Genomic DNA, 18,892 nt, shown 5'->3' on the forward strand with positions numbered 1-18,892 from the left:
TCGTTCGAGCGGGAGCTTTCAAAACGCTATATCATAAAGCACTCCGCCAATATGCGAGTAACAAACATGAGTAACAACCCGACCGACCTGAAGGCAAGCGGCCTCAAGGCCACGCTCCCGCGCCTGAAAATCCTGGAAATCTTCCAGAACAGCGCCGTGCGTCACCTCACCGCAGAAGATGTCTACAAGATCCTGTTGGCTGAAAACATGGACGTTGGCCTGGCCACCGTCTACCGCGTTCTGACGCAATTCGAGCAGGCCGGCCTGCTCAACCGTAACCACTTCGAAACCGGCAAGGCCATCTACGAGCTCAACGCCGGCTCGCACCATGACCACCTCGTCTGCGTCACCTGCGGCCGGGTCGAAGAATTCTACGACGAAGAAATCGAACAGCGCCAGAAGATGATCGCCGAAACCCACGGCTACACGATCGTCGACCACGCACTGGCGATCTACGGTAGTTGCCCGCAGTGCCAGGCGGCGCGTAAAGCAGGCTGAGTCATTTGTAGCCAACAAAAAGGGCGCACCGGAATTTCCCGTGCGCCCTTTTTGCGTCTGGTGAAAGGTAAAAAATCGTCAAGGCTGACTGAGCGCGTTCGACAGCAGTTTGGCGGTGATGTCGACGATGGGAATCACCCGCTCGTAGGCCATCCGGGTGGGGCCGATGACGCCGAGGGTGCCGACGATGCGGCCATCGACGGCATACGGCGCGGTGACCACGCTCATCTCGTCCATCGGCACCAGATTCGATTCGCCGCCGATGAAGATCTGCACGCCACCGGCCTTGCTCGACATGTCGAGCAATTGCATCAGGCCCGTCTTTTGCTCGAACATCTCGAACATCTGGCGCAGCGAACTCATATTCGAAGACAGGTCCGTCACCGACAACAGGTTGCGCTCGCCGGAAATGACGACGTCGTCGCTCTCGGCCATCGCCTCGCTGCCCGCCTCGACGGCCGCATGCATCAGGCGCCCCATGTCGTCGCTCAGTTGCCGCAGTTCGCCACTGAGGCGTTGGCGTACGCCGTCGAACGACTGGCCGGCAAAGTTCTGGTTCAGGTAATTGGCCGACTGCGACAATTGCGCCGGCGTGTAGTCGACATCGGTCAGCAGCAGGCGGTTCTGCACATCACCACGCGGATCGACGATCACGAGCAGGATGCGCTTTTCGGACAGACGCAGGAATTCGATCTGCTGGAACACCGATTCGCGGCGCGGGCTTTGCACCACCCCGGCAAACTGCGACAGCGACGAGAGCATCTGGGCCGCGTTGGCGATCAGCTTTTGCGGATGCTGCAGCGGCAGGCGCATGCGCTCGGCGCCGACCGTCGTTTCATCGAGCTGCTTGACGGTCAACAGGGTGTCGACGAACACGCGGTAGCCGCGCGGCGTCGGAATCCGGCCAGCGGAGGTATGCGGACTGGCGACGAACCCCATGTCCTCGAGGTCGGCCATGATGTTGCGGATCGTCGCGGGCGACAATTCCAGGCCCGACAGCTTCGACAGCGCGCGCGAACCGACCGGCTGGCCGTCGGCAATATAGCGTTCGACAAGCGCTTTGAGCAGGGTTTGGGCACGGTGATCGAGTTGCATGGTTCCGGGAAACGTCTTTTTCTGTGGTGCTGGGATGATCAGCAAATTGGGGCGCGACACGGCAGCGCAAGGGTTGCGGTCCGATCCCAGTGTTATACGCGCATCGGCGCGGATCCGTCTGGTGGCGCGTGTGGCGGCGCATGCGCGGCATCGAGCCAGTCGAGCAATGCATCGATGCTGTCCACCTCGACATCGGGCCGCACCTGATCAGCCAGATCGTTGATCTTGCCGCTGCGATTCATCCAGGCAGCGCGCATCCCCGCCTGCTGGGCGCCCTGGACGTCGAGCAGCAGATCATCGCCCACATACAGGGTATCGGCCGGCAGTACCCCGAGCGCGGCGCAGCCGGCCAGGAAAATCCCCGGATCGGGCTTGGCGCGGCCAAAGTCACGCGCTGCCACCGATGCCTGGAACTGGTCGGCCAGGCCGATCGTGGCCAGGTCGGCCACGCCATTGGTGACCGAGCCGAGCAACGCGCGCTGCCGGAGCCGCGCGAGGCCTGGCGCCACATCGTCATACAGTGTCACTGCATTGCGCGCGGCGACAAAGACGACCATGGCCTCGTCCACCCGCGCGACGTCTTCGCCCACCTGCTCGAACGCGGCAACCAGGCCGGCGTGGCGCAGCGCGCTCAGGTCGATCCCGTACCCGGGCTCGCGCGCCAGCAATTCCAGACGCGCCTGACGCAGGCTGTCGATCGTGAACTGGTCCGCCACCCGTGGTGCATGCTGCTGCAGCCACGCATACAAACGGGTTTCGGCGGCCCGGATCACGGGCACGATCGGCCACAGGGTATCGTCGAGGTCGAACAGTACGGCTTTGGGCCAGGGATGGCGGGTCATCGGCTTCCAGGAAACAGGCATGAAAAAACGCTACGCCAGCATAGCGATGCACACGGTCAAAAGCAAACCGCACGGCCTGCGCGTTGCTTATATGACATTGTGCTTACAACCTGATACACATGCAAATGGGACGCAAATGGACCGGTTGCCTAATAAATGAACTAAAATGTTGAGCGATTTTTTGATTCCAACCGCGCAGCCTGCGCTTTCCCGCTAGATTATTTGGAGAATATATGAAGAGTTCCTACCTGCGCGCGAGCGCAGCGCTGGCATGCGCGGCCGTGCTGACTGCTTGCGGTGGTGGCGATGGCCAACTGCTGCTGGGCGGCCAGATTTCCGGCGTGACCAAGCCGGGCATGGTCCTGACCAATAACGGCGGCTCCGACTATGAGATCCCGGTGCCATCCAATGGCACCGGCACGACCACGTTCTTCTTCCCGACCCGGATTTCGTCGGACGACAAGTATGACGTGCAGATCAAGAGCACGCCGACCAATGTCGATGCATCGACCTGCCAACTGCTCAACAACAAAGGCCGTGCAGGCTTCGACGTCACGACGATCCAGATCGCTTGCGCGTTCAAAACCCAGGCCCTGACGGGTACCGTCAGCAACCTCAAGAGCCAGCTGATCCTGGTCAACGGCGCTGACCGCGTGATCGTGCCGGCCGGCGCAACTGCTTTCAGCATGGCCCGCGTCGCACAGGATGCGCCTTATGGCGTGTCGATCCTGGCGAACCCTGCCGGCCAGAGCTGTACCATTGCCAATGGCGTGGGCACCATGGGCGCGGCCGATGTGAACAACGTGACTGTCACGTGCGAACCTTAATTTTTCCTGGAGTCAAACGCATGAAGTCTTCCCTGATCCGCCCAGCCATTGCGCTGGCGCTGGCTGCAAGCCTGGCCGCCTGTGGCGGCAGTGACAAAGCAGAGTTCACCGTTGCCGGTTCGGTCACCGGCATTGTTTATGATGGCCTGGTCCTGACCAATGCCGGCGTGCCATTGAAGGTCGCACCGCCCGCCACGGCTGGCACGCCGGCGCGCTTTGCTTTCCCGGACAAGCTGGAATACGGCGACACCTATGATGTCAAAGTCACCACGAACCCGGCGCACCAGAACTGCGCACCAGGCGTCCCGCAAGGCGGCATTTATGCCAACAACGCCGATACGGCAGGCCGCCTGAAGACGATCGACATCGCGATTGTCTGCGAGATCAACAAGTTCACCGTCGGTGGCACGATCACTGGCCTGACGGGTGCTGGCCTGGTGCTGGCCAACGGCAGCACCGGGGGCACCTATTCGGCCGCCACGCCGGCCACGCCGCCTTCCACGACCCCGATCGCCTACGAGCTGCCGGTCGTGCAATTTGGCACGACCTATGGCGTCACGGTCAGCAAGCAGCCGGCCGGTCAGGTCTGCACCGTCGCGAACCCGACAGGTACGATGGGTGATGAGCCGGTGAAAAACGTCAACGTGACCTGCGTCGCTGCATAGCATCGAACAGTTATACACAATTCTTATGTCGAGTATGCGAAAGGAAAATTGGACTTATATGCTGTAACGCAGCATACTGATCCTGTCTCCTCCAACTCTCCTCAGAAAAGAATTGGATTTCGGCCCGCTCTTGTAGCGGGCCTTTTTTTTGCCCGTCGCCAGCTGCCCCATGATGAAAACCGCGCCGTGGGGCACTTTGATGCAACCATGAAAAAAGCGCCTGTGAAGGCGCTTTGATCTGGGACCTGCTGACCGGACGGCCGCAGCAACTAAGCCTGGCTCGGCAGATTGGCCAGCGCCACATACTGCACCAGGCTCACCGCTTCGGGCCGCACGCTCGGGTCGATGCCCGCTTCCACCAGCTGTGCCTCGGTAAACATCCCGGCCACGCAATTGCGAATGACCTTGCGCCGCTGCGAGAAAGCCTTGGCCACCACGGCTTCGAGGCGCTTGGCGTCGCACGGCAACTGCTGTTTGACCGGCACCATGCGCACGATCGCCGATTCGACCTGCGGCGGCGGATCGAACGCGGTGGGCGGCACGATGAACATCAGCGACATGTCGTAGCGCCATTGCAGCATCACCGACAGGCGACCATAGGTCTTGCTGCCCGGCTCGGCCACCATGCGCTCGACCACTTCCTTTTGCAGCATGAAATGCTGGTCTTCGATCAGGTGCGCGAAGTCCGCCAGGTGGAACAGCAACGGGCTGGAAATGTTGTACGGCAGATTGCCCACCACGCGCAGCTTCTGTCCGTCGGCCACCGGGATCGCGCCGAAGTCGAACTTCAGGGCGTCGCCCGAATGCACAGTCAGGCGCTCGCGGGGATAGGCTTTTTCCAGGCGCGTGACCAGGTCACGGTCGAGCTCGACAACGTGCATGTGGTCGAGCTGCTTGAGCAGCAGCGCCGTCATCGCGGCCAGGCCCGGTCCGATTTCGACCATGGTTTCGCCCTGGCGCGGCGCGATGGCGTCGATGATGTCGGAAAGGACTTGCTTGTCGGTCAGGAAATTCTGACCGAAGCGCTTGCGTGCGACGTGTTTCATGAATGCTTTCTTAGATATTTGATGCGCCGGCTGCGCGCTGCGCCAGCACCATGTGCATGGCGGCGCGAATCGCTTCGATCATGCTCCCGCAATCGGCCAGGCCCAGACCCTGCGCGGCCAGATCGAGTGCGGTGCCATGGTCGACCGAGGTGCGGATCAGCGGCAGGCCGAGCGTGATATTGATGCCACGGCCGAAGGTTGCGTGCTTGAGCACCGGCAAACCCTGGTCGTGGTACATCGCCAGCACGCAATCGGCGTCTTTCAGGTACTTTGGCTGGAACAGCGTGTCGGCCGGATACGGACCACGTGCATCGATGCCGCGCGCACGCGCTGCTTCCAGCACGGGCGTGATGACGTCGATTTCTTCGCGACCCAGGTAACCGTTTTCGCCCGCATGCGGGTTCAGGCCCGTGACCAGGATGACGGGCGCGGCGATGCCGAACTTCGTGGTCAGATCGGCGTGCAGGATATCGAGCACCTGGGTCAGGTTCTCGCGCGTGAGCGCGCCCGGGACATCCTTCAGCGGCAGATGGGTCGTGGCCAGCGCGACACGCAGGTACGGCTGATCGCCGGCTGGCGCGCCGGCCAGCATCATCACTACCTTGGCGGTGCCGGTCTTCTCGGCCAGATATTCGGTGTGGCCGGAGAATGCGACACCGGCATCGTTGATCGTGCTTTTCTGTAGCGGCGCGGTGACGATGGCGTCAAACCAGCCCCGCTCGCAGCCTTCGATCGCCAGATCCAGCGTGGCCAGCACGGCGCGGCCGTTCTCGGGATCGAGCCGGCCCGGCACCACGTGGGCGTCGAGCGGCACGTCGATCACGGCCAGCCGCGCCGCGCCAAAGTGCGGCAGGCCGCCGTTGCGCAGCGCCTGGGTCGACAAGGCAGCCAGGCGGATGGCGGGATCGATCAGGCTGGCCGTGAGCGCCAGGAAGGCGGCGTCGCCCACCAGCACGCAGTTGGCCTCATCGCGCATGGCCCAGGCGGCGCGGATCGCGATCTCGGGGCCGATGCCGGCCGGTTCGCCGACCGTGATGGCCAGCGTAGGACGTTGGTGCGCCAGCGGCGCACTCATGGCTTACTGCTCCTCGCGGAATTCGACGTAGGCGCGGTCGCGCACCTGGCGCATCCAGTCTTCCATCGCTTCCTGCATCTTGCGGTCACGCAGGACCTGGCGTGCCACGTTGCGCTCTTTCTGCTGCGTCACGTCTTCGCTCTTGCGTTCGACGACCTGGATCAGGTGGAAGCCGAACGGCGACTGCACGATGTCGGACGTATCGCCCGGCTTGAGAGCGTTCATCGCGGTCTCGAATTCCGGCACGGTGTCACCCGGATACAGCCAGCCCAGATCGCCGCCCTTGCTGGCCGAACCATCCTGCGAGTACTGGCGCGCCAGCTCTTCGAAGGTGCCGGCGTTGTTGGCCATTTTTTCCTTGATTTCCAGCAGCTTGCGCTTGACCTCACCCTCGGTCATGGTCGGGGTGACCTTGAGCAGGATGTGGCGCGCGCGGGTCTGCTCGACCACGGCCTTGTCGGCCTCGCTGGCCAGTGAACGCTTGCCAGCCAGTTTCAGGATGTGAAAGCCAACGTTGGTCTTGAGGATCGGCGTGACCTGGCCGGATTCCAGCTTGCGCAGCTCGGTCGAGAAGTTCGGCGGCAGGCGGTCGGCATCGCGCCAGCCGATATCGCCGCCCTTGAGCGCGTCCGGCGCATCGGAATAGGTCGAGGCCATGCGCGCAAAGTCGGCGCCGGTGCGCAGCTGGCGCATCACTTCTTCGGCGCGCGCGGCGCGGGCGGCGATCTGCTCGGGCGACGCGTTCTCGGGCACACGCACCAGGATCTGGGCGATATTGACCTCGATACGGTCGGCAGCAGCGGCCTTGGCGGCAGCCATATAGGTATCGATCTCGGCTTCCGAGACCTGCACCTTGCTGTCGACTTCGTGCTCGCGCAGGCGCTGCATCATGATTTCGTTGCGGATGTCTTCGCGGAACTGCGAGAAGGGCATGCCTTCTTTTTCCATCTGGTTGCGCATGTCCTGCACCGACAGCTTCTGGTTCTCGGCGATGCGGCCGATCGTGGCGTCCAGGGTGCGGTCGTCGACCTTGACGCCCATCTCCTTGGCCAGCTGCAGCTGGGCGCGTTCGACGATCATCGCCTCGAGTACCTGACGTTCCATCGTGGCGGCGTCGGGCAACTGGGCGTTACGCGCCTTCATGTTTGCCGTCACCTGGACCATGCGGCCGGCCACTTCGTTGCGTGTGATGACTTCATCGTTGACGACGACCTGGATCGAGTCGACCACCTTGGCATTGGCCGAGGCGGGCGGCAGGAAGCCCGAGTTGGCGGCCGGCGTGGCGGCTGCCGGCGTCGTGGCGGCGGGCGCCCCGGCGGCCGGCGTACCGGCGGCAGGTGCTGCGGCCTGGGCCAGCGCCTGGCCGGCGCTGATCGCGCACAGCAGCGCGGCTGCCAACTGGAGAGACTGCAAACGGGTAGTACGCATCATCTGGAAAGCACTCATTTGAGGATTGTTCACGTCAGGTTGGACGACGAAGTATGGACACCGAGTCTGAAATTTGACTTAGGGGCGTCCAATGCCGGCATTCAGTCGCGTATAGCCCGGGACGCTCTTGTTGAACGACTCGAGCGGATTGCCCAGGCCCAGGCGCGACAAGCCATTGAGCTCGAGCTGGAAGAAGATCGGCGTCGACGTGGTCTGGGCTGCGGTCACGAAGCGCTGTGCGCCCATCCGGAACACCCAGCAATCGGCCTGGTATTCAAGGCCGATCAGACTCTCGATCAGCTTGCTGCCGGTGGACGGATTGACCGCCTGCCCCACGCCATACGAACGCAGCGCATAGCTGACGCGCGCCACGCCATACCAGCGCCGCGAGATCGGATACTGCGCCGACAGGTCGATATTGCGGAAGCTGTCACGCTGGTAACGATATTCGGCATTCACCGCCTTCATCTTGCCCGGACGCCATTGTGCGCTCACGTTCGAGCTGTACAAACTGCTTCCGGCCGCATCGTATTGTACGCCGCTATCGAAGGTCCAGGACTCGGAAATGGTGCCGCTGGCAGCCAGCAGCAGGTCGTACCGGCTTTGCTGCGCCGATTCGCCCGCGATGCGCACACGCGGCTCTTCGAAATACAGGCGCTGGCCGATCGCCAGGCGCAGGCGCTCGGAGCCGTCTTCCTGGATGAAGCGCGACACCACCGCCGCCGTCAGCTGATTGGCGTCGGACACGCGGTCCAGGCCAACGTAGCGGTTCTCGGAAAACAGCTGCGCATAATTGAAGCCAGAGCGCGCCGTATCGAACAGCGGGACATCGTCCTGGTTCTCGTACGGCGTGTACACATAGAACAGGCGCGGCTCGAGTGTCTGCGTGGTGGACTTGCCGAACAGTGACGTATCGCGCTCGAACACCAGGCCGCTGTCGAGCGACACCGTCGGAATCGTGCGCGTCAGCTTGGTGGGCTTGCCCGGGCGCGTGGCGTGAGCGTCGAGATCGTACTGGGCCGCGTTGTACATCAGTTTGGGTGTAACGAACCAGCCCGGACGCACGATCGGATAACTGACCTGGCCCTGGACCACGGCGCGCGAGCCCTCGACGTCCGTCGGGTGGGCGAAGCGGGTCGCTTCGGCGTCCACCGCCCAGTCGAAGCCGGCCACGTCGTAGCGCGCCGAGCGGAAATTAATCTGCGGCAGACGGTCGTATGGCCGCGGCACCGTCAGGCTTGGATTGGTGGCAGCAGCCGGATCTTGCAGCACCTGGTAATTCTGGGCGCGCGCAGACAGGCTCCAGTACTTGCCTGTGTAATTGGTACTCAGTTCGCGCAGCAGCTGGCGCTCGGCGCTGGCCGCCACGGTGCGCGAGAAGTCGGACGGGTATTCATCATCCGATGCGCCATGCAGGTTCCAGCCGTACGACCAGTTCGGCCTGATCACGCCGTTGTGCAGCGAGTCGGCGCGCCAGCGCGTGGTGCCCGTCTGGCGGTCGTCCGGCAGCACTTCGACGTGGGTTTCGCCTTTGTAGGTGCTGCCCAGATAGCGCCCGGTCGCCCCCATCTGGAAGCCGCGGTCAAACATCATGCGCGGGTACAGCGTCAGGTCGCGGTTCGGCGCGATGTTGACGTAGTACGGCACCATCACCTCGGCCTTGCCTTGCGAACCGAAGCCGACGGTCGGCGGCAGCCAGCCGGAACGGCGCTCGCCCGACAGCGAGAACGACATCGCCGGTGTGCCCAGGATCGGCACGTCCTTGAAATAGATGACCGTCTTGCCGGCAGTGCCGACATCGCGGCCCTTGTCCAGACGCAGCGTGCTCGACTTCAGGTACCAGTCGGGGTCCGGCCCTTCGCAGGTGCTGTAGGTACCATCGCGCACGACGGCCTGTTGTTCACCCAGGAAGTCGATCCGGCTCGCCTGGCCCTGGGCATTGTTCGCCGCCATGAAATAGGTCGGGTTGAGCAGGTAGCCCTTGCCGGTTTCGAGGTTCAGCTGCAGCTCGTCGCCCTTGTAGCGATCGCCAAAGCGCCACATGTCGACGTTGCCGGTGGCCGTGACCTGGTCTTCGACGATCAGGTAGCAGGCTGTGTCGGCGGTCATGCCGGTCTGGCCGCGCGTGATCTCGACATTGCGGGCGAGGTCAAGCCGGCGGTCGGGCCGGCCGGCGATATCCTCGGCCTTGACCGTGACGGGAAGCTCGTCTTCGGTCTGGACTGCTGGCGCCGGGGCGGTGACGTTGACGGTGGCGGGCGTCTGGGCGAACGCAGGCATCGCAGTGACCGAAGCCATTGCATACAGTGCGAGCACGTGTCGTGGTGGGAATGGTTGGGCCGAGGACCAGCTCATGGAAAATCGCAGCTCATGGAGAATCGACGTGCGCCATAAAGGGCGGTTTTTTTGGGATGAATCCCTTATTATAGGGGAATTAGTTCAACCAACCGGATTCATCAGGCTGCTTCATGTCATCTTTGTCTCAAAACCTTCCCGCCTCCGCCGACGCAGTGCCCGATACCCGGCTGTCGCAACTGAACGAATGGCTGGCCACGACCGGCCTGGTCGATGTCGCATCCGGCCGCCGCGCCTCCGTTGACGCCAGTTTCCGGCGCTATTTCCGCTACGACGTCGTCGCCAGCATGCAGGCCAAGCTGGGCGCGACGCTGGTCGCGATGGATGCCCCGCCAGAGCGCGAGAACGTGCCGGCCTTCATCCACGTGCAGGGCTTGCTGCTGGACGCCGGCGTGAGCGTGCCGGCGATCGCCGCGCGCAATGTCGAACAGGGCTTCCTGCTGCTGTCCGACCTGGGCAACACCACCTATCTGTCGCGCCTGTCGATTGACAACGCCGCCTTCATGTATTCGGACGCCGTCGACGCGCTGCTCAAGTTCCAGATGGCCAGCCAGCCGGACGTGCTGCCGGAATTCGACCGCGCCTTCATCATGCGCGAGCTGGGCATCTTCCCCGAGTGGTACTTGGGCAAGCACCTGGGCGTGACGCTCGACGACAAGCAGCAGGCGCAGCTCGACAAGGTCTTCGAAGCGATTGCCGCCAACGTGCTGGCGCAGCAGCAGGTGTTCATGCACCGCGATTTCCACTCGCGCAACCTGATGTTCCTCGACCAGCACAACCCGGGCGTGATCGACTTCCAGGATGCCGTGTATGGCCCGGTCACGTACGACCTGGCCTCGCTCCTGCGCGACGCCTACATCCAGTGGGACGAAGACATGGTGCTCGACTGGGTGGTGCGCTACTGGCAAAGCGCCAAGAGCGTCGGCCTGCCGGTCAATCCGGACATCGACGCGTTCTACCGCGACTTCGAATACATGGCCCTGCAGCGCCACCTGAAAATCCTCGGCATCTTCTGCCGTCTGAACTACCGCGACAACAAGGCCCACTACATGGGCGATCTGCCGACGGTGCTCGACTACGTGCGCAAGACCGCCAACCGCTACAACGAACTCAAGCCGCTGCTGCGCCTGCTCGACGCAATCGACGACAAGCCGCAACAGTTCGGCTACACCTTCTAAGGCAACCATCATGAAAGCGATGATTTTTGCCGCCGGCCGCGGCGAGCGCATGCGGCCACTGACCGACACCTGCCCGAAGCCCCTGCTCAAGGTGCGCGGCCGGCCCCTGATCACCTGGCACGTGCTGAACCTGGTGCGCGCCGGGATCGTCGACATCGTCATCAACCACTCGCACCTGGGTCACATGATCGAGGCCGAGCTGGGCGACGGCAGCCGCTACGGCGCGCGCATCGTCTATTCGCACGAACCGAGCCCGCTCGAGACGGCCGGCGGCGTGGCCAATGCGCTGCACCTGCTGGGCGACGAACCCTTCCTGGCCGTGTCGGGCGACATCTATGCGCCCTACTTCGACTTTACCGAGGCGCTCGACGCGCTCAAGGACAAAGATGCGGTGGGCCAGGTCTATGCGGTCGACCAGCGCGACATCGCCTGGCTGTGGCTCACGCCAAACCCATGGCACAACCCGGAAGGCGACTTCGCGCTCGACATGTACACGCTGCGTAACGAGGGTGAGACCAAGTTCAATTTCGCCGGCATCGGCGTGTACCGGCCCGAGATGTTCGATGGCATCCGCGCGGGCGAGTTCGTCAAGTTCGGGCCCCTGATGCGCCAGTACATCGAACAGGGTCGCATCGGCGGCGAGGTGTATCACGGCCAGTGGGTCAATGTCGGCACCGTCGGCCAGCTCGAAGAACTGAATGCGCCGCTGCGGCCGGCCAAGTCGGTGCCATGATGCCGGCCGGCGCCGCGCATGCGGATCGGCGCGCGCGCGTGCTGGCGCAGATGCAGCCGGGCGCAGTGGCGGTGCTCGGCACGGCGCCCGAGGTCATGCGCAATGGCGACAGCCCGTACCCGTACCGGCATGACAGCTACTTTTATTACCTGAGCGGATTCGCCGAGCCGGACAGCGTCCTCGTGCTGGTGGCAGCGCTGGGTGGGCGCGCTGCCCGCGCGATCCTGTTCTGCCGCGCGAAAGACCCCGACCATGAAATCTGGGACGGCTTTCGCTACGGGCCCGATGCGGCGCGTACGGCATTCGGGTTCGACGAGGCGTATCCGGTCGACGAACTCGATGCGCGCATGGTCGGCATCCTGTCGAATGCACCGGCGCTGTACTACACGCCGGGCCACAGCGCAGCACTCGATGCGCAGATCACCGGCTGGCTGAAGGGCGTGCGCGCGCTGGGCCGCACGGGCGTGACGGCGCCGGCAACGACGCATCACCTGCCAGCACTGCTGGACGAGATGCGGCTGTTGAAGGACGCGCACGAAGTGGACCTGATGGCGCGCGCTGGGGCCATCTCGGCTGCGGCGCATGCGCGCGCGATGCGCGCCACGCGGCCCGGCATGATCGAGTACGAGATCGAGGCCGAGCTGCTGCACGAGTTTCGCCGCAACGGCGCGCAGGCGCCGGCGTATTCGTCCATCGTCGCCTCGGGCCCGAATGCCTGCGTGCTGCACTACATTGCCAACGACCGCCGCATTCTGGACGGCGAACTGGTACTGATCGACGCCGGCTGCGAAGTCGATGGCTACGCGGGCGACATCACGCGCACCTATCCGGCCAATGGCCGCTTCACGGCGCCGCAGCGCACACTGTACGAACTGGTCCTGCACGCCCAGGCCGCAGCACTGGCGGCCATCCGGCCCGGGCAACCGTACAGCGGCATCCACGAGGCGGCGGTGCGGGTGCTGACCGAAGGCATGCTCGACCTGGGCCTGCTCGACAAACGCAAGGTCGGCTCGGTCGACGACGCGATCGACACACGCGCCTTCGCCCAGTTCTACATGCACGGCACCGGTCACTGGCTCGGGATGGACGTGCACGATGTGGGCGTGTACCGCGATCTGGCGCTGCCCGACAAGCCATCGCGCGCGCTGCAGCCGGGCATGGCGCTGACGGTGGAGCCGGGCATGTATGTGCGGCCGGCCGACGGCGTGCCCGAAGAATACTGGAACATCGGCATCCGGATCGAGGATGACGTCGTCGTCACCGGGATGGGCGCGCGCATCCTGACGGACGGCGTACCGAAAGACGTGGCGGAGATTGAAGCATGGATGAAGGCAGCGCGATGACGAACCAAACTTACGACGTCGATGTGGCGATCTGCGGCGCAGGCCCGGTGGGCCTGGCACTGGCAGGCTTCCTGGTCCGGCGCGGCATTGCCGGTGCGCGCATCGCGCTCATCGACGGCAAGTCGCTGGGCCAGGCGATTACAGATCCGCGCTCGATCGCGCTGTCGTGGGGCAGCGCGCAACTGCTGCAGGAGGTCGGCGCGTGGCCGCTGGCCGCCACGCCGATCCACGAGATCCACGTCTCGCGCCGCGGCCAGTTGGGCCGCAGCCTGATGCAGCGCGAAGACCACGACGTGCCGGCGCTGGGCTACGTGACGCGCTACGGCGCCGTCGTCGATGCGCTGGCGAAGGTGGGCGAGCAGGCCGGCGTCTTGACGCTGCGCCCGGCGCGCGTGGCGTCGCTCGATGAACAGACGGATGCAGCGCTGCTGCACCTGGACGACGGCAGCACGGTGCGTGCACGGGTGGCGGTGCAGGCCGAAGGCGGCCTGTTTGGCGCGCAGGACCAGCGCGCCCGCAGCCGCGACTACGAACAGAGTGCCGTCATCGCGCGCGTGACGACGGCGCTGCCGATCGCGCACCGCGCGTTCGAACGCTTCACCGACGAAGGCCCGCTGGCGCTGCTGCCCGAAGACGGCCTTGATGGCCACGGGTACGCGCTGGTCTGGTGCATGCGTCCGGAGCGCGCACAAGCGATCCTGGCACTGGACGACGCGCGTTTTCTGGCGCAGCTGGGCGAGGCCTTCGGCGCCCGTCTGGGCGCCTTCACGAAAGTATCGCCGCGCAGCGCGTTCCCGCTTGGCCTGAACGCCGAAGCGCGCGCCACGGCGCGCACGGTCGCCATCGGCAATGCCGCGCAAACGCTGCACCCGGTGGCCGGCCAGGGCCTGAACCTGGGCCTGCGCGACGCTGCCGTGCTGGCACGCCAGCTGGCGCGCGGGACGGACCCAGAGGCAATCGCCCGCTTCACAGAAGACCGCGCAGGCGACCGCCGCACGACCATCGGCCTGACCGACACGATGGCCCGCGCCTTCACCATCCCCGGTCCGCTGCAACCGCTGCTCGGCCTGGGCCTGGCCGCCCTCGACCTGACCCGCCCCGCCCGCACGCTGCTGGCCGACCTGATGATGTTCGGCCGCCGCTAACCCGGAGCAATTACCCAACAATTGGGGTCAGAGTCGAATTGTTTGACAACGTTTTGTTAAATGGCCGCCAATACATTGCCAACGGCAATTTATTGGCGGCCGCCATGTCAGTAGCGTAGCGCGGACGGCTACGTCATCCACGCGTTCAACTGAATCAATGCGAACGCGACAGCGCTTCCAGCAGCTTGGTGGCGGTGGCCGCCGACGAACCCGGATTCTGACCGGTGATCAGCAAGCCATCGGTGACCACATACGAACCCCAATCATCGGTGCGCGAATAGTTGCCGCCTTTTGCCTTGAGCTCGTCTTCCACCAGGAACGGCACGATGTCCGTCAGTTCGACAGCCGCTTCTTCGGTGTTGGTAAAGCCCGTGACGCGCTTGCCCTGCACGAGTGGCGTGCCGTCGGTATTCTTCACGTGGCGCAGCACGCCCGGTGCGTGGCACACCAGCGCCACCGGCTTGTTCGCGGCGATGAACGACTCGATCAGCGCGATCGAGTTGCGGTCTTCGGCCAGGTCCCACAGCGGGCCGTGGCCGCCCGGGTAGAACACGGCGTCGAAGTCAGCCTGCGAGACGGTGTCGAGACGTACGGTCGCGGCCAGTTGCGCGTTCGCAGCGGCATCGGCCTTGAAGCGGCGGGTGTCATCGGTCTGGGCCGATTCGTCATCACTCTTCGGGTCGAGTGGCGGCTGGCCGCCGGCAGGCGAGGCCAGCACGATGTTGGCGCCGGCTTCCTTCAGCGCGTAATACGGGGCGGCCAGCTCTTCGAGCCAGAAGCCGGTCTTGCGGCCGGTGTTGCCCAGTGTGTCGTGCGAAGTCAGTACGATCAGGATGTTCATGGTGTGGCTCCTTGTTGTTGATGTTAATAGACCAGTCGTCTAGATTGTGTGTCAAAAAAACGCTTCGTGTGAAGCGTTCGATATTCATGTTATTCGGGCAATTGCAACAGGCGCCGCGTGGTTGCCAGCGCCGCATCAAACGCCACCGCATCGCGCGCGATCTTGGCCATGAGGCTGGCGCCCAGCCAGAGCTGATACAGGCTCTGCGCCACCTGCCCTGCTTCGCCCTCCACATTCAGCGAACCGTCGGCGATACCGCCTTCAATGGCCTCGGCCAAACGGGCGACGATGCCGGCAGTACCTTGCTTGAGCGTCAAACGCATTGGCTCGGACAGATCGACCACTTCCGCGCCCAGCTTGACGGCCAGGCATTTGCCCTGGCAATCGTCAAACGACTGGTTCGTGCGCCATTGCCCGAAGTAGGTCAGCAATTTGCTGGCCATGGTCGCATCCGCGCTGCGCAGTGTGACGTCCATCTCTGCCAGATACGCCTCGAAATACCTGGCCAGCAGCGCTTCGCCAAAGGCATCTTTCGAACCGAAGTAATGGTAAAACGATCCCTTCGGCACACCAGCCGAGACCAGGATCTCGTTCAGCCCTACCGCCGAGAACCCTTTACCGGCCATGATGCGCTGCCCAACGTCGAGGATAGTGTCGCGAACGCCAGACGATTCAGAGGTCATTGCTTTTGCCATGAACCCACTATACAGCAAAATTAGACCAGTCGTCTAGAACTGTGCTCAAGCGGATCGCGAGGCTGGCTGACCAAGATTCCGCACGGCTATTAGCCAATAATTCGACTCTGACCCTAATTGTTGGGCTATTGCTTAGTCGACTGCTTTGACCATCGCTTCGATGACTTTTTTGGCGTCGCCGAAGACCATCATCGTGTTGGGTTGGTAGAACAGGTCGTTGTCCAGGCCGGCGTAGCCAGAGGCCATCGAGCGTTTGTTGACGATGATGCTTTTGGCCCGGTAGGCTTCCAGGATCGGCATACCGGCAATCGCCGATTTCGGGTCTTTCGCGGCCGGGTTCACCACGTCGTTGGCGCCCAGGACCAGCACCACGTCGGTCTGGCCGAATTCACCGTTGATGTCTTCCATTTCGGCCACCTGGTCGTACGGTACTTCGGCTTCCGCCAGCAGCACGTTCATGTGGCCCGGCATGCGCCCGGCCACCGGGTGGATCGCGTAGCGCACCGTCACGCCGTGCGCCGTCAGCTTGTCGACCAGTTCCTTGACCGTGTGCTGCGCGCGCGCCACGGCCAGGCCGTAGCCGGGGACGATGATCACCGACTCGGCATTCTGCAGGATGAACGCGGCGTCTTCGGCCGAGCCGGATTTGACGGGTCGCTGCTCCTTGGTACCGCCGGCATCGGCCACCGCTTCGCCGCCAAAGCCGCCCAGCAGCACATTGAAGAACGAGCGGTTCATCGCCTTGCACATGATGTACGACAGGATCGCGCCGCTCGAGCCGACCAGCGAGCCGGCGATGATCAGCATCGCGTTGTTCAGCGAGAAGCCGATGCCCGCCGCTGCCCAGCCCGAGTACGAGTTGAGCATCGAGACCACCACCGGCATGTCAGCCCCGCCGATCGGGATGATGATCAAGACGCCCAGCACGAACGCCAGCCCCGCCATCACGATGAACGCGCCCCATGCAGGCTCAAGACCGTCGGCGAAGCAGAAGACCAGCCCCAGCGCAACAATCGCGATGGCGACCAACAGATTCAGGATATGCTGGCCCGCAAAGCGCACCGGCGCACCCTGGAACAAGCGGAACTTGTACTTGCCCGACAGCTTGCCGAATGCGATCACCGAGCCCGAAAACGTCACCGCCCCGACAAACGTGCCGATGAACAGTTCGAGCCGGTTCCCGAACGGCAGCGGCGCGCCCCGCGTCGTGATGTTGAAGGCCCACGGCTCGGCCACCGCCGCGATCGCGATGCAGACAGCGGCCAGCCCGATCAGCGAGTGCATCGCCGCGACCAGCTCCGGCATCTTGGTCATCTCGACTTTTTTCGCGGCGGTCGCGCCGATCGCGCCGCCCACGACCACGCCCAGCAGCACCAGCGCAAATCCCAGTCCCCCGCCCTGCTGCAGCCGTTCCTGCAGCTTGAGCATCAGCGCGATGGTGGTGAGCACCGCGATCGCCATGCCGGCCATCCCGAATGTATTGCCCAGGCGCGCCGTCGATGGCGACGACAAGCCCTTGAGCGCCTGGATGAAGCACACCGAGGCCACCAGATAGAACAGCGTGACCAGATTCATGCTGATGGCGTTCATGCCGCGTCCTCCTGCTTGGGCGCTGCCTTGGGCGCCTTCTTGCGGAACATCTCCAGCATGCGCTGCGTGACCAGGAAGCCACCGAACACGTTTACGGCCGCCAGGGCGACGGCCAGCGTGCCGGCCACGCGCCCCGTCAAGCCTTCGGTCAGGCCCGCGGCCAGCATGGCGCCGACGATGACGATGGCCGAGATCGCGTTGGTGACCGCCATCAGGGGCGTGTGCAGCGCCGGGGTAACGGTCCAGACCACGTGGTAGCCGACGTAGATCGCCAGCACGAAGATGATCAGGTTGATGACGGTGTGGCTGATGTCCATGGTGTCTCCAGTCCGTTCTTGTCAACGATGCCAACGTCTTATTTGCCAACGTCTTACTTGCGCAGCAGTTCTCCGGCGCTGCACATCAGGGTCGCGCGCACGATCTCGTCGTCGCGGTCGATATGGAAATGGTCGTCGGCGTCGATCACCAGCTTGAGAAAATCGAGCACGTTGCGCGCATACAGGGCCGAGGCATCGGCCGGCACCAGCGTGGCCAGATCGGGTTCGCCGATGATATGCACGCCGTGCTTGAGGACAGTGGCGCCGATCTCGCTCAGGACGCAGTTGCCCCCCTGCGCCACGGCCATGTCGACGATCACGGATCCCGGCTTCATGGCCCGCACCGTGTCTTCGCCGATCAGCACCGGCGCGCGCCGGCCCGGAATCAGGGCCGTGGTAATGATGATGTCGGCCAGCTTCGCGCGCTCATGCACGAGCTGCGCCTGGCGCCGCATCCAGTCGGCCGGCATTGCGCGCGCATAGCCACCGCTGCCGGCCGCGATCTCGCGCTCTTCGTCGGTTTCATACGGCACGTCGATGAATTTTGCGCCCAGCGACTCCACCTGCTCTTTCACTGGCGGGCGCACGTCGGATGCTTCGATCACGGCGCCCAGCCGCTTGGCGGTGGCGACTGCCTGCAGGCCGGCCACGCCCACGCCCATGATCAGTACGCGCGCGGCCTTGACGGTGCCGGCCGCCGTCATCAGCATCGGCATGAAGCGCCCGTAGGTATTGGCGGCCAGCAGGATGGCCTTGTAACCGGCGATGTTCGCCTGCGACGACAGCACGTCGAGCGACTGCGCACGCGTGATGCGTAGCGCGGCTTCCAGGGCAAAGGCGGTGATGCCAGCGGCGGTCAGCGCAGCGAGATTCTCACCATCGAAGGGATCGAGCATCCCGACCAGCACCGCATCGCGGCGCATCATCGCCAGTTCGCCGGCGGCGGGACTGCGCACCTTGAGCACCAGGTCGGCGCCGAAGGCGCCAGGGGCATCGACGATGACGGCGCCGGCGGCTTCGAACGCGGCATCCGGCGCCGCCGCATGCAGGCCGGCGCCAGCCTGCACCATGACCTCATGGCGCGCGGCCAGCTTTTTCACGGTCTCGGGGGTGGCTGCAACACGGGTTTCGCCCGGCCGGGTTTCGGCCGGAATACCAATTCTCATGGATCCCTCCATTCGTTGAACTGCCGCGCCAGCAAATCTATCACGTCTTTACA

19 protein-coding genes are annotated in these 18,892 nt (G+C 64.1%); 8 read left to right on the forward strand and 11 right to left on the reverse strand.

Features of this window, described 5'->3' with window-relative positions:
• Window positions 1-66: 66 nt before the first annotated feature.
• Window positions 67-498: a ferric iron uptake transcriptional regulator gene (fur, locus tag AC56LH_RS17735; protein WP_499648201.1), complete on the forward strand. Its 432-nt coding sequence runs from the start codon at window positions 67-69 to the stop codon at window positions 496-498.
• 78 nt (window positions 499-576) lie between these two features.
• On the opposite strand, the gene hrcA is transcribed toward fur, so the two are convergent.
• Window positions 577-1,593, reverse strand: a complete 1,017-nt coding sequence (gene hrcA / locus AC56LH_RS17740; RefSeq protein WP_258835901.1) for a heat-inducible transcriptional repressor HrcA — start codon at window positions 1,591-1,593, stop codon at window positions 577-579.
• Between the two features lie 92 nt (window positions 1,594-1,685).
• The gene (locus tag AC56LH_RS17745) at window positions 1,686-2,435 is read right to left on the reverse strand and encodes an HAD family hydrolase (RefSeq protein ID WP_499648203.1); all 750 of its coding nucleotides are present in this window, start codon (window positions 2,433-2,435) and stop codon (window positions 1,686-1,688) included.
• A gap of 19 nt (window positions 2,436-2,454) precedes the next feature.
• On the opposite strand from AC56LH_RS17745, the gene AC56LH_RS17750 reads away from it, so the two are divergent.
• The 3 genes from AC56LH_RS17750 (at window position 2,455) to AC56LH_RS17760 (ending at window position 3,927) form a co-directional block, all read left to right on the forward strand.
• Window positions 2,455-2,595 carry a hypothetical protein gene (locus AC56LH_RS17750; RefSeq protein WP_499648205.1) on the forward strand — a complete coding sequence of 47 codons (141 nt, stop codon included), beginning with the start codon at window positions 2,455-2,457 and terminating at the stop codon, window positions 2,593-2,595.
• 73 nt (window positions 2,596-2,668) lie between these two features.
• Window positions 2,669-3,262, forward strand: a complete 594-nt coding sequence (locus tag AC56LH_RS17755) for a hypothetical protein (RefSeq protein ID WP_499648207.1) — start codon at window positions 2,669-2,671, stop codon at window positions 3,260-3,262.
• A 20-nt stretch (window positions 3,263-3,282) separates the two neighbouring features.
• Window positions 3,283-3,927, forward strand: coding sequence for a hypothetical protein (locus AC56LH_RS17760; protein WP_499648209.1), 645 nt, complete (start codon window positions 3,283-3,285; stop codon window positions 3,925-3,927).
• A 269-nt stretch (window positions 3,928-4,196) separates the two neighbouring features.
• Here the strand turns inward: AC56LH_RS17760 and rsmA are convergent, their stop codons facing one another.
• The 4 genes from rsmA to AC56LH_RS17780 all read right to left on the reverse strand — a co-directional run bounded on the left by rsmA (window position 4,197) and on the right by AC56LH_RS17780 (window position 9,831).
• Entirely contained in the window at window positions 4,197-4,973 is a 777-nt protein-coding gene (gene rsmA, locus AC56LH_RS17765; RefSeq protein WP_499648211.1) for a 16S rRNA (adenine(1518)-N(6)/adenine(1519)-N(6))-dimethyltransferase RsmA, read from the reverse strand.
• Window positions 4,974-4,983: 10 nt separating this feature from the next.
• On the reverse strand, window positions 4,984-6,048 hold the full coding sequence (pdxA, locus tag AC56LH_RS17770) for a 4-hydroxythreonine-4-phosphate dehydrogenase PdxA (RefSeq protein WP_499648213.1): 1,065 nt from the start codon (window positions 6,046-6,048) through the stop codon (window positions 4,984-4,986).
• A gap of 3 nt (window positions 6,049-6,051) precedes the next feature.
• Window positions 6,052-7,479 (reverse strand): peptidylprolyl isomerase, encoded by a 1,428-nt coding sequence (locus AC56LH_RS17775; RefSeq protein ID WP_499648215.1) that lies wholly within the window; start codon window positions 7,477-7,479, stop codon window positions 6,052-6,054.
• A 75-nt stretch (window positions 7,480-7,554) separates the two neighbouring features.
• Window positions 7,555-9,831, reverse strand: coding sequence for an LPS-assembly protein LptD (locus AC56LH_RS17780; protein ID WP_499648217.1), 2,277 nt, complete (start codon window positions 9,829-9,831; stop codon window positions 7,555-7,557).
• Between the two features lie 113 nt (window positions 9,832-9,944).
• Between AC56LH_RS17780 and AC56LH_RS17785 the strand changes: the two genes are divergently transcribed.
• The 4 genes from AC56LH_RS17785 to AC56LH_RS17800 are packed head-to-tail and all read left to right on the forward strand — an operon-like array spanning window position 9,945 to window position 14,230.
• Window positions 9,945-11,009 (forward strand): aminoglycoside phosphotransferase family protein, encoded by a 1,065-nt coding sequence (locus tag AC56LH_RS17785; RefSeq protein ID WP_499648219.1) that lies wholly within the window; start codon window positions 9,945-9,947, stop codon window positions 11,007-11,009.
• 10 nt (window positions 11,010-11,019) lie between these two features.
• Entirely contained in the window at window positions 11,020-11,742 is a 723-nt protein-coding gene (murU, locus tag AC56LH_RS17790; RefSeq protein ID WP_499648221.1) for an N-acetylmuramate alpha-1-phosphate uridylyltransferase MurU, read from the forward strand.
• A complete protein-coding gene (gene pepP / locus AC56LH_RS17795; protein ID WP_499648223.1) occupies window positions 11,739-13,085 on the forward strand; it encodes a Xaa-Pro aminopeptidase in 1,347 nt (448 codons plus the stop codon). Before murU ends, pepP begins: the two co-directional genes overlap by 4 nt.
• The gene (locus tag AC56LH_RS17800; RefSeq protein ID WP_499648224.1) at window positions 13,082-14,230 is read left to right on the forward strand and encodes an FAD-dependent monooxygenase; all 1,149 of its coding nucleotides are present in this window, start codon (window positions 13,082-13,084) and stop codon (window positions 14,228-14,230) included. Before pepP ends, AC56LH_RS17800 begins: the two co-directional genes overlap by 4 nt.
• Before the next feature lie 154 nt (window positions 14,231-14,384).
• Here the strand turns inward: AC56LH_RS17800 and AC56LH_RS17805 are convergent, their stop codons facing one another.
• The 5 genes from AC56LH_RS17805 to AC56LH_RS17825 form a co-directional block, all read right to left on the reverse strand.
• Window positions 14,385-15,071 carry a type 1 glutamine amidotransferase domain-containing protein gene (locus tag AC56LH_RS17805; RefSeq protein WP_499648225.1) on the reverse strand — a complete coding sequence of 229 codons (687 nt, stop codon included), beginning with the start codon at window positions 15,069-15,071 and terminating at the stop codon, window positions 14,385-14,387.
• An 89-nt stretch (window positions 15,072-15,160) separates the two neighbouring features.
• Window positions 15,161-15,754, reverse strand: coding sequence for a TetR/AcrR family transcriptional regulator (locus AC56LH_RS17810; protein ID WP_499648227.1), 594 nt, complete (start codon window positions 15,752-15,754; stop codon window positions 15,161-15,163).
• Between the two features lie 144 nt (window positions 15,755-15,898).
• Complete coding sequence (locus AC56LH_RS17815; RefSeq protein WP_499648229.1) at window positions 15,899-17,356, reverse strand: NAD(P)(+) transhydrogenase (Re/Si-specific) subunit beta; 1,458 nt, start codon at window positions 17,354-17,356, stop codon at window positions 15,899-15,901.
• Window positions 17,353-17,673, reverse strand: coding sequence for an NAD(P) transhydrogenase subunit alpha part 2 (locus AC56LH_RS17820; RefSeq protein WP_332533242.1), 321 nt, complete (start codon window positions 17,671-17,673; stop codon window positions 17,353-17,355). The genes AC56LH_RS17815 and AC56LH_RS17820 overlap by 4 nt, the downstream gene beginning before the upstream one ends.
• Window positions 17,674-17,726: 53 nt before the next feature.
• Window positions 17,727-18,839 (reverse strand): Re/Si-specific NAD(P)(+) transhydrogenase subunit alpha, encoded by a 1,113-nt coding sequence (locus tag AC56LH_RS17825; protein ID WP_499648231.1) that lies wholly within the window; start codon window positions 18,837-18,839, stop codon window positions 17,727-17,729.
• Between the last annotated feature and the right edge of the window lie 53 nt (window positions 18,840-18,892).

This window comes from Telluria sp. LT1R51-2 (assembly GCF_059685775.1).

What these genes read in the sequence shown, in the direction of transcription:
- fur (WP_499648201.1), top strand. Translation starts at nt 67, where the DNA reads ATGAGTAACAACCCGACCGACCTGAAGGCAAGCGGCCTCAAGGCCACG.
- hrcA (WP_258835901.1), bottom strand. Translation starts at nt 1,593, where the DNA reads ATGCAACTCGATCACCGTGCCCAAACCCTGCTCAAAGCGCTTGTCGAA.
- AC56LH_RS17745 (WP_499648203.1), bottom strand. Translation starts at nt 2,435, where the DNA reads ATGACCCGCCATCCCTGGCCCAAAGCCGTACTGTTCGACCTCGACGAT.
- AC56LH_RS17750 (WP_499648205.1), top strand. Translation starts at nt 2,455, where the DNA reads ATGAAAAAACGCTACGCCAGCATAGCGATGCACACGGTCAAAAGCAAA.
- AC56LH_RS17755 (WP_499648207.1), top strand. Translation starts at nt 2,669, where the DNA reads ATGAAGAGTTCCTACCTGCGCGCGAGCGCAGCGCTGGCATGCGCGGCC.
- AC56LH_RS17760 (WP_499648209.1), top strand. Translation starts at nt 3,283, where the DNA reads ATGAAGTCTTCCCTGATCCGCCCAGCCATTGCGCTGGCGCTGGCTGCA.
- rsmA (WP_499648211.1), bottom strand. Translation starts at nt 4,973, where the DNA reads ATGAAACACGTCGCACGCAAGCGCTTCGGTCAGAATTTCCTGACCGAC.
- pdxA (WP_499648213.1), bottom strand. Translation starts at nt 6,048, where the DNA reads ATGAGTGCGCCGCTGGCGCACCAACGTCCTACGCTGGCCATCACGGTC.
- AC56LH_RS17775 (WP_499648215.1), bottom strand. Translation starts at nt 7,479, where the DNA reads ATGATGCGTACTACCCGTTTGCAGTCTCTCCAGTTGGCAGCCGCGCTG.
- AC56LH_RS17780 (WP_499648217.1), bottom strand. Translation starts at nt 9,831, where the DNA reads ATGAGCTGGTCCTCGGCCCAACCATTCCCACCACGACACGTGCTCGCA.
- AC56LH_RS17785 (WP_499648219.1), top strand. Translation starts at nt 9,945, where the DNA reads ATGTCATCTTTGTCTCAAAACCTTCCCGCCTCCGCCGACGCAGTGCCC.
- murU (WP_499648221.1), top strand. Translation starts at nt 11,020, where the DNA reads ATGAAAGCGATGATTTTTGCCGCCGGCCGCGGCGAGCGCATGCGGCCA.
- pepP (WP_499648223.1), top strand. Translation starts at nt 11,739, where the DNA reads ATGATGCCGGCCGGCGCCGCGCATGCGGATCGGCGCGCGCGCGTGCTG.
- AC56LH_RS17800 (WP_499648224.1), top strand. Translation starts at nt 13,082, where the DNA reads ATGACGAACCAAACTTACGACGTCGATGTGGCGATCTGCGGCGCAGGC.
- AC56LH_RS17805 (WP_499648225.1), bottom strand. Translation starts at nt 15,071, where the DNA reads ATGAACATCCTGATCGTACTGACTTCGCACGACACACTGGGCAACACC.
- AC56LH_RS17810 (WP_499648227.1), bottom strand. Translation starts at nt 15,754, where the DNA reads ATGACCTCTGAATCGTCTGGCGTTCGCGACACTATCCTCGACGTTGGG.
- AC56LH_RS17815 (WP_499648229.1), bottom strand. Translation starts at nt 17,356, where the DNA reads ATGAACGCCATCAGCATGAATCTGGTCACGCTGTTCTATCTGGTGGCC.
- AC56LH_RS17820 (WP_332533242.1), bottom strand. Translation starts at nt 17,673, where the DNA reads ATGGACATCAGCCACACCGTCATCAACCTGATCATCTTCGTGCTGGCG.
- AC56LH_RS17825 (WP_499648231.1), bottom strand. Translation starts at nt 18,839, where the DNA reads ATGAGAATTGGTATTCCGGCCGAAACCCGGCCGGGCGAAACCCGTGTT.